Annotated in this window: 18 protein-coding genes and 1 pseudogene; 15 read left to right on the forward strand and 4 right to left on the reverse strand. The window is 73.5% G+C overall.

The features are described 5' to 3' along the window. Together ACWDN5_RS41945 and ACWDN5_RS41950 are read left to right on the forward strand one after the other, a co-directional pair. The coding region (locus ACWDN5_RS41945; RefSeq protein ID WP_449680188.1) for a WXG100 family type VII secretion target at positions 1-2,776 on the forward strand (2,776 nt) is incomplete at its 5' end. 8 nt (positions 2,777-2,784) lie between these two features. Continuing rightward, complete coding sequence (locus ACWDN5_RS41950; RefSeq protein WP_449680189.1) at positions 2,785-3,156, forward strand: hypothetical protein; 372 nt, start codon at positions 2,785-2,787, stop codon at positions 3,154-3,156. Here the strand turns inward: ACWDN5_RS41950 and ACWDN5_RS41955 are convergent. Continuing rightward, positions 3,140-3,928 carry a class I SAM-dependent methyltransferase gene (locus tag ACWDN5_RS41955; RefSeq protein ID WP_449680190.1) on the reverse strand — a complete coding sequence of 263 codons (789 nt, stop codon included), beginning with the start codon at positions 3,926-3,928 and terminating at the stop codon, positions 3,140-3,142. The genes ACWDN5_RS41950 and ACWDN5_RS41955 overlap by 17 nt on opposite strands. Before the next feature lie 369 nt (positions 3,929-4,297). Between ACWDN5_RS41955 and ACWDN5_RS41960 the strand changes: the two genes are divergently transcribed. The 5 genes from ACWDN5_RS41960 to ligD (ACWDN5_RS41980) are packed head-to-tail and all read left to right on the forward strand — an operon-like array spanning position 4,298 to position 7,001. Further along, positions 4,298-4,486: a hypothetical protein gene (locus ACWDN5_RS41960; protein WP_310975595.1), complete on the forward strand. Its 189-nt coding sequence runs from the start codon at positions 4,298-4,300 to the stop codon at positions 4,484-4,486. Continuing rightward, complete coding sequence (locus ACWDN5_RS41965) at positions 4,486-4,662, forward strand: hypothetical protein (RefSeq protein ID WP_310975597.1); 177 nt, start codon at positions 4,486-4,488, stop codon at positions 4,660-4,662. Before ACWDN5_RS41960 ends, ACWDN5_RS41965 begins: the two co-directional genes overlap by 1 nt. A 59-nt stretch (positions 4,663-4,721) precedes the next feature. Continuing rightward, positions 4,722-5,276, forward strand: a complete 555-nt coding sequence (locus ACWDN5_RS41970) for a hemerythrin domain-containing protein (protein WP_310975599.1) — start codon at positions 4,722-4,724, stop codon at positions 5,274-5,276. A 1-nt stretch (position 5,277) separates the two neighbouring features. Further along, positions 5,278-5,409 (forward strand): hypothetical protein, encoded by a 132-nt coding sequence (locus ACWDN5_RS41975; RefSeq protein WP_310975600.1) that lies wholly within the window; start codon positions 5,278-5,280, stop codon positions 5,407-5,409. 17 nt (positions 5,410-5,426) lie between these two features. Next, positions 5,427-7,001, forward strand: a complete 1,575-nt coding sequence (ligD, locus tag ACWDN5_RS41980) for a non-homologous end-joining DNA ligase (protein WP_449680191.1) — start codon at positions 5,427-5,429, stop codon at positions 6,999-7,001. 4 nt (positions 7,002-7,005) lie between these two features. Here the strand turns inward: ligD (ACWDN5_RS41980) and ACWDN5_RS41985 are convergent, their stop codons facing one another. After that, a complete protein-coding gene (locus ACWDN5_RS41985; protein WP_310975602.1) occupies positions 7,006-7,947 on the reverse strand; it encodes a PfkB family carbohydrate kinase in 942 nt (313 codons plus the stop codon). Positions 7,948-8,108: 161 nt separating this feature from the next. On the opposite strand from ACWDN5_RS41985, the gene ACWDN5_RS41990 reads away from it, so the two are divergent. From ACWDN5_RS41990 to ACWDN5_RS42000, 3 genes are all read left to right on the forward strand, one after another. Next, a complete protein-coding gene (locus tag ACWDN5_RS41990; protein ID WP_449680195.1) occupies positions 8,109-8,324 on the forward strand; it encodes a RecQ family zinc-binding domain-containing protein in 216 nt (71 codons plus the stop codon). A 131-nt stretch (positions 8,325-8,455) separates the two neighbouring features. Beyond that, complete coding sequence (locus ACWDN5_RS41995) at positions 8,456-9,232, forward strand: ANTAR domain-containing protein (RefSeq protein ID WP_310975603.1); 777 nt, start codon at positions 8,456-8,458, stop codon at positions 9,230-9,232. A 101-nt stretch (positions 9,233-9,333) separates the two neighbouring features. Continuing rightward, positions 9,334-9,729 carry an STAS domain-containing protein gene (locus ACWDN5_RS42000; protein WP_310975604.1) on the forward strand — a complete coding sequence of 132 codons (396 nt, stop codon included), beginning with the start codon at positions 9,334-9,336 and terminating at the stop codon, positions 9,727-9,729. A gap of 490 nt (positions 9,730-10,219) precedes the next feature. Here the strand turns inward: ACWDN5_RS42000 and ACWDN5_RS42005 are convergent, their stop codons facing one another. Both ACWDN5_RS42005 and ACWDN5_RS42010 read right to left on the reverse strand, forming a co-directional pair. Next, entirely contained in the window at positions 10,220-11,605 is a 1,386-nt protein-coding gene (locus tag ACWDN5_RS42005; protein ID WP_449680192.1) for a PP2C family protein-serine/threonine phosphatase, read from the reverse strand. Between the two features lie 4 nt (positions 11,606-11,609). Beyond that, positions 11,610-12,347, reverse strand: a complete 738-nt coding sequence (locus ACWDN5_RS42010; protein WP_449680193.1) for a GAF domain-containing protein — start codon at positions 12,345-12,347, stop codon at positions 11,610-11,612. A gap of 212 nt (positions 12,348-12,559) precedes the next feature. On the opposite strand from ACWDN5_RS42010, the pseudogene ACWDN5_RS42015 reads away from it, so the two are divergent. The 5 genes and pseudogenes from ACWDN5_RS42015 to ACWDN5_RS42035 form a co-directional block, all read left to right on the forward strand. Continuing rightward, positions 12,560-12,637: pseudogene (locus tag ACWDN5_RS42015) on the forward strand (hypothetical protein); the annotation flags it as partial. A 124-nt stretch (positions 12,638-12,761) separates the two neighbouring features. Next, on the forward strand, positions 12,762-12,887 hold the full coding sequence (locus ACWDN5_RS42020; RefSeq protein WP_449680197.1) for a hypothetical protein: 126 nt from the start codon (positions 12,762-12,764) through the stop codon (positions 12,885-12,887). A 71-nt stretch (positions 12,888-12,958) separates the two neighbouring features. After that, a complete protein-coding gene (locus ACWDN5_RS42025; RefSeq protein WP_449680196.1) occupies positions 12,959-13,702 on the forward strand; it encodes an ANTAR domain-containing protein in 744 nt (247 codons plus the stop codon). A gap of 9 nt (positions 13,703-13,711) precedes the next feature. Further along, complete coding sequence (ligD, locus tag ACWDN5_RS42030) at positions 13,712-14,635, forward strand: non-homologous end-joining DNA ligase (protein WP_449680194.1); 924 nt, start codon at positions 13,712-13,714, stop codon at positions 14,633-14,635. A 275-nt stretch (positions 14,636-14,910) separates the two neighbouring features. Continuing rightward, on the forward strand, positions 14,911-15,330 hold the full coding sequence (locus tag ACWDN5_RS42035; protein WP_310975611.1) for a DUF6292 family protein: 420 nt from the start codon (positions 14,911-14,913) through the stop codon (positions 15,328-15,330). Positions 15,331-15,383: the final 53 nt, after the last annotated feature.

The following is a 15,383-nucleotide window of genomic DNA, read 5'->3' on the forward strand; positions in this document are numbered from 1 at the left end:
CGAGACGTTCGGGTCGCTGCTGGCGAAGATCCCGGCCGATTGCCGCGGCAACACCCGCGCGCTCGACCTCGACAAGGACATCCGCACGCCGTTCGACGAGCAGCGCGGGATCAGCTTCGCGGACTTCGTCGCCGACGCCGGGCACTTCAAGCGCGGGTCGGAGACGGTCGACCGGACGCTCGAGGACACCGGCTCCCAGCTGGGCACCCTGTTCGGCAGCTGGAGCGGCGCGGGTGCCGACGCCGCGTCGGACACCTACAACGACAAGATCCAGCCCAAGGCGGCGAAGCTGTCCCAGACGCTCGGCAACGCGAGCGAGGCGACGCTGAACACGGCCACCACGGTGTTCCAGCTGTGCAAGGGCAAGGCCGACGCGGTGATCGGGATGTACACCGATCTGGTCGGCAAGGCCGACTACACGATGGCGCAGAAGGTCGTCGCCGTCGCCAACGGCGAGCACGGCAACGAGCAGGACCTCGCCCAGATCGCCGGCTGGATGGACCTCAACTTCGGGACCAACCTGGTCAAGACGCTCAACGACCAGGGCTGCTGCGACGGCGACGAGATCAAGAAGCACGGCCAGGACCTCGCCAAGCAGTGGGTGCAGAACCAGTTCAACCCGGACATGTGGGACCGGCTTTACCAGGGCTTCGTGAAGACCTGCAAGGACACGAAGGACCTGGTCGACCAGGCGTACGACGCGCTCGACAAGGTGATGGGCGGGATCCGGAACGAGTTCGAGGGCGTTTCGCTGCCCGGCGGGCCGGGCTCGACGGGTGGTCCCGGCGGTTCCGGCACGGCCGGTGGCGCCGGTGGCGGCCCTGGTGGTTCCGGTGCGGGCACGGGCGGCTCCGGGTTCGGGGGCGGCTCGGGTGGTGGCGCCGGCTCGGGCTCGGGTGGCGCCGGGAGCGGTGGCTCGGGCGCGGGCGTGCCCGGCGGTGGCTCCGGCTCGGGCGGATCGGGTTCCGGCGGCGCGGTGCCGCCGATCCCCGAGACGGGCTCGGGGTCCGGGGCGCCGGGCGGCGGTTCCGGGTCCGGTGGCGGCTCGGGGGTCGACCTGCCGAGCGGCGCGGGCGGCGGCAGTGGCTCGGGTTCGGGCGGTGGCTCCGGGTCCGGCGGCGGTTCGGTGCCGCCGATCCCGGACGGGTCCACGCCGTCCGGCGGCCCGGGCGGCGGTGGTTCGGGCTCGGCGGGCGGTCAGGACGACGGCGCGGCCGCGGCGGCGGAGGCGGCCAAGCAGCAGGCGGCCCAGGAGGCCGAGGCGGCGAAGCAGAAGGCCGCGGACGCGTTGAAGCAGTTCAGCGGCCCGGGCATCGAGACCGATTCCGGAGCCGGCGCCGGACTCGGTTCGGGCGGCGGTTCGGGTTCGGGTGGCGCCTCGGGCTCGGGTGGCGGTCCGGGATCCGACGGCACGACACCGTCTTCGGTGCCGCCGCCGTCCGACAGCGGTCAGGACGCCGCGGCCGCGGCTGCCGAAGCGGCCAAGAAGAAGGCCGCGGACGCGCTGAAGGAGTTCAGCGGTCCGGGCATCGAAACGGAGTCCGGCGACGGTGCGGGCGGCGGCTCGGGTTCGGGGTCGGGTTCGGGTTCGGGTGACGACGGCAAAGCAGCGGCCGAGCAGGCCGCGGAGGACGCGAAGAAGAAGGCCGCGGACGCGCTGAAGGAGTTCGGCGGCCCGGGCATCGAGACGGATCCGGACGGCAAGCCGGACGGCCTCCTCGGCGACGGCAAGGGCGACGACGAGCGGGACGTCCTGAAGGTCAAACAGGGCGACAAGACCTTCGAGATGACCGAGCCGGACCACGACGGCAAGATGGACATCAAGGTCGGCGACGGACCGGGCGACCCGAAGGACTTCAAGCTCGACTGGTCCGACGGCAAGCCGGCCGACGGTCCACAAGGGACGGACGCCGACACGTACCGCCCCGGTCCGGACGGCAAGATCCACATCCGCGACGGCGAACTCGAGATCACGGCCGAGCGCCCCGACGGCCCGGACGGCCCCACGGTGGTCACGGTCGACGACGGCAAGGGCACCCCGACCACGTACACCCTGGGCGAGGACGACAAGCCGGCCGGCGCCCTCGGCGACACGCCGGAGAAGCGCCTCGACGACCTGCCCACCCACCGCGGAACCCTCGAGGACCTCGCACCCCACGACGGCGATGACGGTTCGCACCGCAGCACCTTCGGCGATTCGAGCTCGCCCGGCGGCGACCACGGCGACCCGACCTCGCCCACCGGAGGCGAGCACCACGCCGCCGGCGACGGCACCCGCGGCGGCAGCTTCAGCGACCCGACCTCGCCCGGGGGCGACGGCTCGCACCACGCCGGCGGCGACTCGGGTACCCCGGGCGGCGACAGTTCCCCGGGCGGCGGCTCGCACGGGGGCGGCGGTGGCGGCGCCCACCCGGCCGGCATCGGCGGCGGCTCCCACGGCGGCGCCGGCTTGTCGGGCGCCGGCTTCGAACCCGCCGGCCTCGGCGACTCGCCCGTCTCCGGCGGCGCCCACACCGGTGCGGTCCCCGCCTCGCCGCAGCCCGCCTTCGCGTCGGCGGCCGGCGCCACCGGGCCGTCCGGCGCGTCCGGCTCCTCGATGGCCGGCATGCCCGGCATGGGGGCCATGGGCGGCGCCCAGGGCGGCGGGGGCGACACCGAACGCCGCGCCCCGGCCTACCGCATCGAAGGCGCCGTCTTCGACAACCTCGGCGAGCCCGGGCGGCGGATCATCGGCTCCCTCGACGACGAAGACCCGCCGTCCGCCCGGACCTGGTAGGAGGACGCATGACCGACATCGCCGGCATGAAAGCCGAGCTCGACGGCCTCGTGCGCGAACAGGCCGATCGCCGTGCCCTGCGCGAACAGCAGGGCGAGGAGATCAAGGCGCGTTCCCACGAGTACATGACCAAGCAGGTCCAGGCGGCCGAGCGGTACGTCCAGCACGTCCGGGAAATGGCCCAGCGCAAGACGAAGTCCGGTTGGAGCACCGACCGGTCGCACGCCGAACCGGCGTCCGCCTTCGACGCCGAGGCCTACTCCGCCGGCTTCGAACCGGTACCGCAATCGGCGCCGCCGCCGGTGCGCGGCGAACCGCGGGCCGCCCGCCGGCCCCGGGCCGCCGTCGAAGAGGACGAGGACTTCAACAACCCCTGGTGAACCACAGGTCGACGGCGATCTCGCGCAACCGCACGGTGAACGTCTCCGCCGGGGCCAGCCGCCGCCGCAGGTCCGCCTCGAACTCGGCCCGCCGGTCGCCGAACAGGTGCGGGGCCGAGCTCGACAGCGAAAACACCCCGGCGACGACCTCGTCGGCCGTCTGGGTCACGACCCGGCCCGGCACCTCGAACCGCCGCGGCCCGTGGAAGCCCGCCGCGCGGTAGACGTCCGTCTCGTTCCCGGGCGTCCCGGCCGGCAGCGTCCCACGTCCCGCGCGCCGCACCGGGCCGAGGTACTCGCGCACCAGTTCCTCGATCGCCGGGTGCACGGACTCGTGCGTCGACGCGTGCACGTGGGCGCAAACCCCGTCCGGCGCCAGCATTCCGCGCACCGCGGCGGCGACGCGGGGCCGGTCGAACCAGTGGAACGACTGTGCGAAGGTGACCAGCCGGAACCGCCCCAGCCCGGCGGGCAGCTCCTCCGCGCGCTGGCGCACCCACCGGCAGTTCCCGGCGCCCGCCGCGAGCCGGCTCGCCTCGGCGAGCATGTCTCCGTCGGCGTCGAGCCCGACGGCTTCCTCGAACAGCCCGGCCAGCAGCAGCGTCAGCGACCCCGGCCCGCAGCCGACGTCGAGCAGCCGTCCCGTTCCGTCCAAGCCGAGTTCTCCGGCGAAAGCGGTGGCGAGTTCCGCGGGATAAGCCGCTCGTCCTCGCGCGTAGTACGCCGCACTGCCCGAATAGAGGGACGGATCCCATTCCCACGCGCCGGTCACGTCCCCAGCGTAGATACCCGGAACCACGGACGACCGGTTCCGCGCCGGCGCGGGAGCGGCCCGGCCGCACCCGCGCCGACGCATGCTCGGCCGGTACCGCGCGGCGCTCGCGATGCGCTGGGAGCACCCGGCCCTGGGCGACGGGACGATGACGTGGTCGCCCGGGGTTCGGCTGCGTGGTGTTGCTGGCCGAAAGAATGGCCGGTTGCCGCCTGGTGAGCGGTGGGGAAGCAGCCCCGCCGCTCGCGTCGCCGCAAGAGGGGAGTTGAACGCCCATCACTCCACCGGGTTCGGTAGGGGTGTGAAACCCGGCGCGGCGGGGTATCCGGTCGCGTTCGTTGCGCCGCCGACCGAGCCGGAGGTCTTCCGATGCCCCTGCGCACCGCCACCCCGCCCGCCACCGACGTCGTCGGCCTGGCACTGGAAGTCCTTGCCGCGCAAGGGCTCAGCCGTCCGGCCGCGCACGCCGCCCTGGTCTCCATGGCGAAAGAAAGAGGCCTGACCGTGGCGCGGTGCGCCGCGCTCGTCGTGGCCGCCGTCGACGGGCGGGCGAGCTGATGGCCTTCACCGCCCGCGCCGGGCACGAAGACACCGCCTCGATCGGCGGGGGCGTGCTGCTCGCCGTCGGGCTCGTCGTCGCCTTCTTCGGCGGGTGGTCCTGGTGGACCCTCGCCGGCTTCGTCGCGACCGTCGCCGGCGCGCTGTGGCTCACAGTCGCCCGGCGCGACGAGTAACCCGGCCGGGACGGGGAACGCCGCTTCCGACCGAGCAACGAGCACGGAGGAGGCCGTTCATGGCGGAGCACGACGAGGACGTCATCGAGTTGCTGCAGCGGCAGCACCGGGAGATCCGCGAGCTGTTCGCCGCGCTGGAAACCGCGGAAGGCGAGCGCCGGCGGGATCTGTTCCACGACCTCGTGCGGCTGCTGGCCGTGCACGAGACGGCGGAGGAACTGGTCGTGCACCCCGAGATCCGCGACCTCGAGCCCGCGGCGGAACCCGTCGTCGACGCGCGGCTGGGCGAGGAGCACCGGGCCAAGGAACTGCTGACCACCCTGCAGAAGATGGGCCCGGAAGCCGACGGCTTCGACACCCTGCTCGTCCAGCTGCGCGAAGACGTCCTCGCGCACGCCGAGCACGAGGAGCGCGAGGAGTTCCCGCTGCTGCGGGCCCACCGCCCGCCGGAGCGGCTGCGCGCGATGGCCGCGACCGCCAAGGTGGCCGAAGCGGTCGGGCCGACCCGGCCGCACCCCGGCGTCGAGAGCGCGAAGGCGAACCTGCTGCTGGGCCCGCCCGCGGCGATCATGGACCGCGCTCGCGACCTCATCCGCGGCGCGCTGGGAGGCTGACGTGACCGAGCCCGACGACGACACCGACCCGGAGGAGTTCGCCGAAGAAGCCGGCCTCGACCCGACGCCGCAGGAGGTCGCCGAGTACGAGGAGCTGGCGAAGAAGAACCCGCCCTGGTCGGCACCGGACTGAGTGGGTACTCCCGGGGCATGGCAGCAGACCCGGCCCGCAAACTGCGGCGCTACCAGGAGATGCGCGACTTCGACCGGACCGCGGAACCGGCCGGCGGGGCCGCGGCCGGCCCGGACGGCCACCGGTTCGTGGTGCAGCGGCACCGGGCGCGCCGGCTGCACTACGACTTCCGCCTGGAGCTCGACGGTGTGCTGGTCAGCTGGGCGGTACCGAAGGGTCCGACGCTGGACCCCAAGGCCCGCAGGCTGGCCGTACACGTCGAAGATCACCCGATCGAATACGCCGGGTTCGAGGGCGTCATCCCGCGCGGCGAATACGGCGGCGGGGACGTCATCGTGTGGGACCGTGGCGTCTGGCGGCCGGTCGAAGCTGATCCGGCGGGCGCGATCGAGGCCGGGACGCTGCACTTCGACCTCGAAGGCGAGAAGCTGGCCGGGCGGTTCGTGCTGGTCCGCACCAGCCGCGGGGAGAAGGACCAGTGGTTCCTCCTGCACAAGCAGGACGAGCACGCGCAGCCCGGCTGGGACGCCGAAGACCACCCGCGCTCGGTGAAGAGCGGCCGCACCAACGACGAAGTCGCGGTCGCGCCCGATGCCCTGTGGCACGGCGACCGCCCGGCCGCGGAGGCCGAGGAGGCCGTCGGCGGCTGGCAGGCCCCGACCGAGGACGAGCTGGCCGCCCTGGACGCCCTGGGCGTCAAGGGCCGGTGGTCGGTGGCGGGCCGCGAGCTCGCCCTGACCAACCTGGACAAGGTGCTCTTCCCCGGGCCGCGGGGCGGGGTCACCAAGCGCGACCTGATCCGGTACTACGCCACGGCCGGGCCGGCGATGCTGCCGTACCTGGCCGGCCGCCCGCTCAACACCCACCGGTTCCCGCAGGGCGTCACCGAACCGGGGTTCTGGCAGAAGGAAGTCCCGCAGCACGCGCCCGACTGGCTGACGACCTGGCGCAACGAACGCGCGGATCCGGGGGAGAGCCAGCGGTACGTCGTCGCGGACAGCGTCGCCACCTTGGCGTGGCTGGCGAACTACGGCGCCCTGGAGCTGCACGCCTGGACGTCCCGCGCCGCCGACGTCGACCACCCGACGTGGGTGCTGTTCGACATCGACCCGGGCCCGGAGACGACCTTCGAGGAGGTCCTGGAGCTGGCGCGGCTGCACCGCACGGCGCTCGAGCACCTCGGCCTCACCGGCCGGCCCAAGGTGACCGGGCAGCGCGGCATCCAGGTCTGGGTGCCGATCGCCCCGCACTGCACGTTCGAGCAGACCCGCAGCTGGGCCGAGACGGTGTCCCGCACGATCGGCCGCGTGCTGCCGGACCTGGTCAGCTGGGCCTGGACGAAGGACAAGCGCCGCGGCCGCGCCCGGCTCGACTACACGCAGAACGTGCTGAACAAGACGCTGGTCGCGCCCTACAGCGTCCGGCCGCGGCCGGGGGCGCCGGTTTCGGTCCCGCTGGAGTGGGACGAGCTGGACGACCCGGACCTCGCGCCGGACCGCTGGACGATCCGGGACGTCCCGGCCCGCTTGGCCGAGCGTGGCGACCCGTTTTCGGTGCTCTTGGGGCTCCAGCAGAGGCTGCCGGGCCTTTAGGACGTCAAGCCCGGACTGTCTCCAGTTCCCGCGGCTGCAGCCGGTCGAGCTCGGCCCGCGACAGGTGCGGCCGCCCGCCCGCGTGCCCAGTCGTCGCCGCGGCGGCGGCCACCGCCAGGGTCGCCGCCGTCTCCAGGGGGCGGCGGCGAGTGAGTGCCGCGGTCAGCGTGGCGACCAGCGCGTCCCCGGCGCCCGTCGGGTCGACGACGTCGGTCTCGACGTCCGGGACGAACCACGTGCCCTCCGGGCCGGCGAACAGGTTGCCCTGCCCGGACACCTCCAGCACGACCAGCGATGGTCCCCGCCGCCGGAGTTCCGCCGCCGCGCGGGCGGCCGCGGTGACGTCGTCCACCACCTGCCCGGTGAGGAGCTCGGCTTCGTGGCCGTCGGCGCGCACGACGTCGGCGAGGGCGAGCAGGTCCGCCGTCAGCGCGTCGGACTCCGGCGCCCCGTCGAGCACGACCCGGGTGCCCGCGGTGTGCGCCAGCCGGGCCGCCAGCAGGGCCACCGGCGCGGGCTGCTGCAGCTGGACGATGAGCGAGGCGGCGGCCGAGATCGGGGCGGATGCGGCGAAGACGTCGTTCTCGGTCAGCAGCGTCCCCTCCGGCACGTGCTCGAGGTAGCGGCGGCGGCCGTGGTCGTCGACGACGTCGATCAGCAACGCCGTCTCGGTGCCCGGACGGCGGATCACGTGCGAGGTGCCGATCCGGTCGGCCCGGGCCTGGGCCAGCAGCGCGTCCCCGGTGCGGTCGCGGCCGACGACGCCGACCAGCGACACCGACATCCCGAGCTGGCCCAGCGCCACGGCCTGGTTCGCGCCTTTGCCGCCGAGCAGCTCCTGCCGGTGCTTCACGGGCGCCGACGCGTCCGCATCGGGCGCGTCGGGCACCTCGATCACCAGGTCACGGGCGATCTGCCCGGCGACGACGACTTCGCTGAACATCATCGGGACCACCGGTGGGTCATGGCGCCTCCTCGGATCACCGTTCGGCTACCCCGGGCGCACCGCCGGGTAAACCGCTCGTTCGGGTCGGGGGTTGCCCGGCGCCGTCCGGGGTAGCCCTGCCGCCATGAGCAACGGGAAGGTGGGCGAGCTCGCGGGTGGAGATGCTGCGCGCGTACGCGGAAACGACCGGCTGCCGCCGCCGGTACCTGCTCGGGTACTTCGGCGAGGAACCGGCGACGCCGTGCGGCAACTGTGACACCTGTGAAGCCGGTGCCACGGCCGAGGATCCGCCGCAGGCAGGCGAGTTCCGCGCGGAACACGTCGTCCGTGGTGCGGGAGGAGGAACTCCTCGATCCTTGCTGAGCGCAGCCGGGTGATCGGGTTACCCCGGATGGCCGTGCCGATTCCCCTTTCCGCGTGGCCGGTCCCACAAATCCCGGCCGCGTCGGAGGCGGACTTCCGCGGCTTGCGGTAAATCAAGGGGAGCACCACCGGTGGGAGGGATCGGGTGACCGAGACACTGATGAACGCGGCGGATCGCTGGAGACCGCTGGCCGAATTGCTGCAGGCGCTGCTCGAGCGCATCGCCGGCGAGCTGCCCGGCTGGCTCGGTGCCGGCCTGACCGTGACCCGCGGCGACCGGCCGCTGCGGGTGCTGGCCACCGCGGGCGTCGCCGAGCAGCTGATCCCCGCCCAGCTGGCGCACGGCGGGCCGGTCCCGCTCGCGCACGCCACCGGCGAGCCGGTCACCACCGACCGCCTCTTCGGCGACGAGCGCTGGCCCGAGCTGACCCGCGAGACCGTGTTCGACGGCGGCCGGGCGACCGGTGCGATCCGCGGCGCCGCCGCGCTGCCGGGGTTCTGGGACGAGGACGGGGCGTTCGTGCTGTCGGTGACGCTCGACCGGGCGCCGGGCGACGAAACCCTGGCCGTCCTGCGGCGGTACGCGAAGCTCACCGAGATGACGCTGGTGGTCGCCGAGACCGCCACCGCGGGCGACCCCGACCAGATGCTGGACCTGCTGGCCTCCCGCGCCGCCATCGAGCAGGCGAAGGGCGCGATCATGGCGGTCCGGCGGTGCCCGCCGGAGGAGGCCTGGCAGACGTTGCGGCGGGCCAGCCAGGAGTTCAACGTCAAGGTCCGCGAACTGGCCGTCGCCCTCGTCGAGCACCTCGGCGGCCAGGTGACGGCCCCCGCGGAAGGCCTCCGCGAGATCCGGCCGGGCGCCCCGGCCCACCACGCCGCGGAACGGCTCTGGTCGGCCTTCACGAGCGTCTCGCCGTGAAAGAGAGCGTTTCCGGAACGGGCGTTTGGGTATCAAGATCCCGTCCTTGATCACGTCACTGCGTCGCCGGTCCCGGCCGGCGCGGAAGGCCAACCGAACCCGTGTCCCCCGCCATTCCGGTCCCCACCCGGTCCGCGCCCCTGGTCGCGCGCCGGACGGAGTACCGCCCCGGTTTCCTGGTGCTCACCCTCACCGGCGAAATCGACGCGCTGACCCTGCCGATCCTCGAGCGCGAGCTGCGAGCGGCCCCACCGGGGACGACCGTGGTGGACCTCACGCAGGTGGCCTTCGTCGGCTTGGCCGGAGCACGAGCCTTGGCGGCCGCCGCCGAGCGGGCCGGCGCCGCGGGACGGCGGTTCGGCGTGGTGGCGAACAGCCGGACACTGGCCCGGTTGTTCCGGATCACCGGTCTGGCCGCGGTGGTGCCGATGTTCGCATCCCTGTCCGACGCCCTGCGCGAGCTGCTGGCGGCCGAGGTCCACGACACCGCCTGCTGAGGCCGCGGCCCGAGGTCGCTGCCGGTTGGTTTCTGTGCGCTGCGCCGCCAATAGGCCTCTGGGAGGCCTGTTGGCGGCGGCTTGCGGGCGGCTGGCGGCCGTGCGGGGACTGGCCACGCCCTCGGGTGGTCCACCGGCGGCGGCCGTCGGGCGCTCGGCTGAGGTGCCCTGCACTGGCCGCGGTCTCCGGGAGCCCTGCTGGCGGCGGCCGTCGGGCGGCTGGCTGCTGTGCGCTGGGCCGGGTGCCCGCTGCGCGCTGCGCCGACGGCGGTCTCCGGGAGCCCTGCTGGCGGCGGCTCCGAAGCCTGCTCGCGGCGGCTTCCGGGCGGCCCGCGGCCGTGCGCTGCGTTGGCCGCGGCCCACCGGCGGCCTCCGGCCTGCTGGCGGGCTGCGGTGCGCAGGTCGGGCGCGGCTTCCGGGCGGCCTACCGGCGGCCCCGGGCGCCCGGCGGCCGTGCGCTCCGCGGCGACAGCCTCCGGCCCACCCGGTCTCAGCGCGAAATCCACCGAGCGACCAGCACCCCGGCATCCTGCCGGAACTCGCCACCCCCATGAGCGAAGACCGCGCGGGTCAACCGGCGGGCGATCTCCGGCGGTAGCTCCCCGGCGTCCCGGCCGAGCCGTCCCGCGATCCGGTCGCGGCCGAACGGCTCCCCGGTGCCGTCCGCCGTCTCGGCCACGCCGCAGGAGCACAGCGCGAGCAGGTCGCCCGGTTCGAGCCGCAGCTCCGTGACCTGCCCGCACTCGGCGAACCGCGGCGCGACAGGCCCGGTGACCGGGCGTACCGAACCGTCGCGGACGATCACGGTTGCCGGCGGCCCGGCGTGCAGCAGGCGCAGGACGCCCGTCTTCAGCTCCAATTCGGCGAGCACCCCGCCGACGGGCGGCAAGCCGGCGAGCTCCGCGCCGACCGCGGCGAACTGCTCGCCGAGGGAAGCTCCGCCGTGGCGGGCGGCGCGGTAGGCGGCGAGGGCGGTCACGACGGCCGTGTTCGCGTCGCGGGTGCGGGCGCCCGCGTCGAACATCGCCAGCTGCGCCCGCTCCTCCGAAAGCGCGTAGTCGAACACCGTTCCGCAGAGGTCGTACGCCGGCTGGACGCTCACCCCGACGACCACGTTGCCGGTCGCTGCGGTCAGCGGTGGCAGGCTCTGCCACAGCAGCTCGGCGGGGGAGCCGCGGCGCGCGCGCCGGCGACGGCGGTCCAGGCCGTCGCCGTACTGGGTCGTGATGGTGACGAGGTGCCCGAGCAGCGCGGCCAGCCAGCGGCACTGCTCCCGCAGCGCCGGGTCGTCCGGGTCGCCGGCCGGGACGATCTCGAGGACCCCGAGCCGCTCGACGCCGTCGAGCAGCACCGTCCACAGTGTCCCGTCGCGGGTCACCGTGGTCCCGGCGCGGCGGAACACGTCGCCGGCGAGCGTGCTCTCGATGTCGAGCTCCGCGGCGCCCGGCTGCAGCGGCACGAGCGTGCGTTGGTCGTAGTCGGCCAGGTAGACCCCGATCGTCAGGTCGAGCGAGCGACCCGCCTCGGCGACGATCGCCGGGAGCCGCTCCGGCGGTGCGCGGTGTGCGCCCTCGAGGAGGTCGACGAGGGCCTTCAGCGGACCGTGCAACGGTTTCGCGTCCTGGACCGAGTGGCTGTAGGGCGCGCGGGCCGGGCCGGTCACCTCGTCGAGCCGCTCGTTGACGGCGTGGGCGACCATGTCGCGGTCGACGCGGGGGAGCGTGAGCAGCCCGTTGAGGTAGGCGTCCAGCTCCAGCAGGCTCAGGCTGCCGCCGAGGGCGAAGTAGCGCATCCACAGCTCTTCCAGCGTCAGGTCGCTCCGGGCGAAGCAGGAGGCGATCAGCCGCTGCTGTTCCTCCTCAGGCAGGAAACGCATGCGCTCAGCCTTCCCGCGGCACCGGGCCGACGAGGCGGGCAGCAGCCTCGGCGGGGCTGCCGCCGTGGGTGCGGGCCAGCGAGAGCAGCCGGTCGAAGGCGGCTTCCTCGCCGAGGCCGTCGCGGCCCATCAGGAAGCCCTTCGCCATGGCGATCCGGTCGCGGTCGCGCAGCGTGTCCTTGAACCGCTCGCTCAGCCGGCCGGCCCGGTCGTAGGCCCGGGCGTTGGCGACGAGCACGGCGGCCCGGTCGGCGAAGGACACCAGCGCCCGCTCGTCGACGGGCCCGAAGGCGGCCGGTGCCGTCGCGTAGATCTTGATGGCGCCGTGACAGCCGTCGTCGGTGACCATCGGGGCGGTGACGACCGATCGCAGCCCCCAGCCGGCGACCGCGGCGCACCACCGGCGCCACCGCCGTTCGGTGGCGACGTCGTCGATCCGCTGCGGCGAACACCCGGTCAGCGCGGCCATGCAGGGGCCTTCGCCGAGTTCGTACTGCAGGGCGTCGGCCTCCCGCACCAGCGGGCCCGACGCGCTCGTCGTGACGAAACGCCCTTGGGCGTCGACGAGGGTGACCCCCACGCCGGCCGCCGCGGTGATCGTCGTGTCCGCCAGTGAAACGATCAGCTCCAGCACCGAATCCACGGTTTCGCGCGACAACAGCAGCCCGGACATCCGGGCGGCGACCGCGGCCAGCTCACCGTCCAGCGGCAACCCGCCCGGCGAGGCCTGTTCCGACGACATGGCCGGTGATTACCAATCCGGGGTCACCGGTAAACCCTCCGGAAAGTCCGTGGTGCCGGTAGGTTGGCACGGTCCGGAGCTGCCGCTCGCCGAGCGGTACTTCGACGAGGTCGCCGAGGCCGGCTTCGACACGATCCGCCTGCCGGTGCGGTGGTCGGCATACGCCGGGGCCGAGCCGCCGTACGCGATTCGATCCGGCGTTCTCGGCCCGGGTGGACGCGGGTGTCGGCGCGGCGCTCGACCGCGGCCTGGAGGTGGTGGTGAACGTCCACCACTACCACGAGCTCTGTGAAGCACCGGACGAGCACGTGCCGCGCTTCCTCGCGCTCTGGCGGCAGATCGCCACCGTGCTGGCGGAGGCGCTCGCCGTGCCCGACGACGGCAGCCTGATCGCCACGATCCACTTAGCTCGGGATGAGCTGGTCCTCCTGGGAGTTCGGCACGGACTTCGGTGCCTTCGACCTCGAGCGGGACGCCTGGCGCGAGCCGCTGCGGCGGGCGCTGCTCGGCGGGGAAGAGGACGACGGCCACGCGCGCTGACCCGGCGGACATGGATCAGCGGCGAAGTGGGTACCCGAGGGCACTTCGCGTGCCGAGCGGGAGGAGCACCCATGGAACGGCCGGAGACCGCACCGGCGTCGCCGTTGTTCGACGAGGTCACCGGGGCGCTGGAAGCCCTCAGCGCGGTGCTGCGGGAGGAAGACGACTTCCGGATCCTGCTGCAGCACGTGTGCCTGCAGGTGCGGCACGCCCTCCCCGGCGTCGACGAGGTGTCGGTCACCCTGGTCACCGGAGAGGTACCGCACACCGCGACCGCCACCAGCGCCGTGCTCGACGAGCTCGACGGCGAGCAGTACCGGATCGGCGACGGCCCCTGCCTGGAGGCGATGCGGAGCGGCAAGATCGTCCGCACCACGGTGTCCGACGCGCTCGAAACCTGGCCGGACTTCGCCCGCGGTGCCCGGGAGGCGGGCTTCGGGAGCTTCCTCGCCGCGCCGCTGGTGGCCGACGAGCAGTTCTCCGGTGCGGTCAACTGCTACGGACGGCAGGACGACGGCTTCGAGGAGGTCGAAGCGCAGCTGCTCGAGCTCTACACGGCCGCGGTGGAGGCGATCCTCCGCGTCTACCACCGGTACCTGCACGCCCGGGAAACGGCGGAGCACCTGCGGACCGCGCTGACCTCCCGCGCGGTCATCGACCAGGCCAAGGGCATGCTGATGGCGATCCGCCAGGTCGGCGCCGAGGACGCCTTCGGGATGCTGGTGGAGCAATCGCAGCGGGAGAACACCAAACTGCGCGAGGTCGCCGAGCGGTTCGTCGAGCGGGTCGTCTCCGGGCACGTTCCGCCGCGGTAGGGTGGGCCCGTGGCGGGGAGCCGGATCACGGTGCGGGTCGGCGAGCGGCAGCTGACGCTTTCGAACCTCGAGAAGGTGCTCTACCCGCGCACCGGCTTCACCAAGGGCGAGGTGCTCGACTACTACACGCGGATCGCGCCGGTGCTGCTGCCGCACATCCGCGACCGGGCGATGACGTTCGTGCGGTTCCCCGACGGTGTCACCGGTGGCTCCTTCTTCGAGAAGAACGTCCCCCGGCACGCCCCGGACTGGGTCCGCACCGCGCGCCTGACCGTCGGCGGCCGGGGCAAGGACCCCGAGATCGTCACCTACCCGCTGATCGACGACCTGCCCGAGCTCGTGTGGGCGGCCAACCTCGCCGCGCTGGAACTGCACGTCCACCAGTGGACCGTCGGGCCCCGCGACGACGAGCGCAGCACCCCGGACCGGCTGGTGTTCGACCTCGACCCGGGTCCCGGCGCGACAGTCGTCGACTGCTGCCGGGTCGCCGAGCGCCTCTACGACGTCCTCGTCGGCGACGGCCTGACCCCGGTGGCGAAGACGAGCGGCTCCAAGGGCATGCAGCTGTACGCGGGCATCGTGACGGCCGACGCCGGTGAGCCGTCGCGGTACGCGAAAGCGCTGGCCGAGCGGCTCGCGGCCGAGACGCCGGACCTCGTCGTGGCGCGGATGGCGAAGAACCTGCGCCCGGGCAAGGTCTTCATCGACTGGAGCCAGAACAACCCGTTCAAGACCACGGTGGCGCCGTACTCACTGCGCGGGCGCGACGAGCCGACCGCGTCGACGCCGGTCACCTGGGACGAGGTGCGCTCCTGTCGGCACGTGACGCACCTGAGGTTCACCGCGGGCGAAGTCCTGGCGCGCGTCGAGGACCTCGGAGATCTGTTCGCGGATCTGGAGCGCACCCGGGTTCCGATTCCTGCGTTCGGCTGAACTTTCGGCGGCCACCATTCCTCCTGGGGTACCCGGGAGGTTTTCCGAGAATTGCGGAAAACGTCTTCACCTGCGGATTTGATCGTCCACAGTGGAGTCTTGCACGTGCAGACGGGCGTGTCGCTGCACGAACCGCCGGGACGGATGTCCGGTGGTGGGCCGGACTCCGCGAAGTCGGTACGGTCTACGCACGAAGCGCGGCAGCCGTCGCGGTGGCGAAAGACAATGACGTGGCGGCCGTTGCCGGTCTTGTCGAACGTGGCGAAAGGAAACGGGTGTCCGGCCTGATCGACACCGATCTCGAATTCTGGTTCCAGCGCGGGCTGCGCGCGTATCTGGGGGAGGTGGCTCGCGCGCTCGGCTTCGGCCTGGAATCCTGCACCGTGGACGTCGACGTCCCGGTGTCGGCGTACCTGGCGGTGGACTGGCGGCTGCGCCGGTTCCCCGAGCGCGACGTGGCGCTGCTGTGGGACGAGGTGCACGGCTGGGCGGTCGCGGTCGAGGCGGCGTGCGGCGAGGAGATGATCGTCCTGTCCTACCTCGGCGGCGAGGACATCCTGCCGCAGCCGCACGAAGTCGTGCGCTTCCTGATCTCCATGCGGGCCGGCGCCCGGGACCCGGCCGGCCCCGGCTCGCCCGTGCTGCGCCGGGCGGGCCGCCACCAGGAGCTCCTGCCGCTGCTGCCGGCCCGCTGACACTCCACAATGGACGTTGTCGGTCGTGAGCGGTGACCCGGGACCGGCGTCAC

It is taken from the genome of Amycolatopsis sp. NPDC003731 (genome assembly GCF_053586895.1).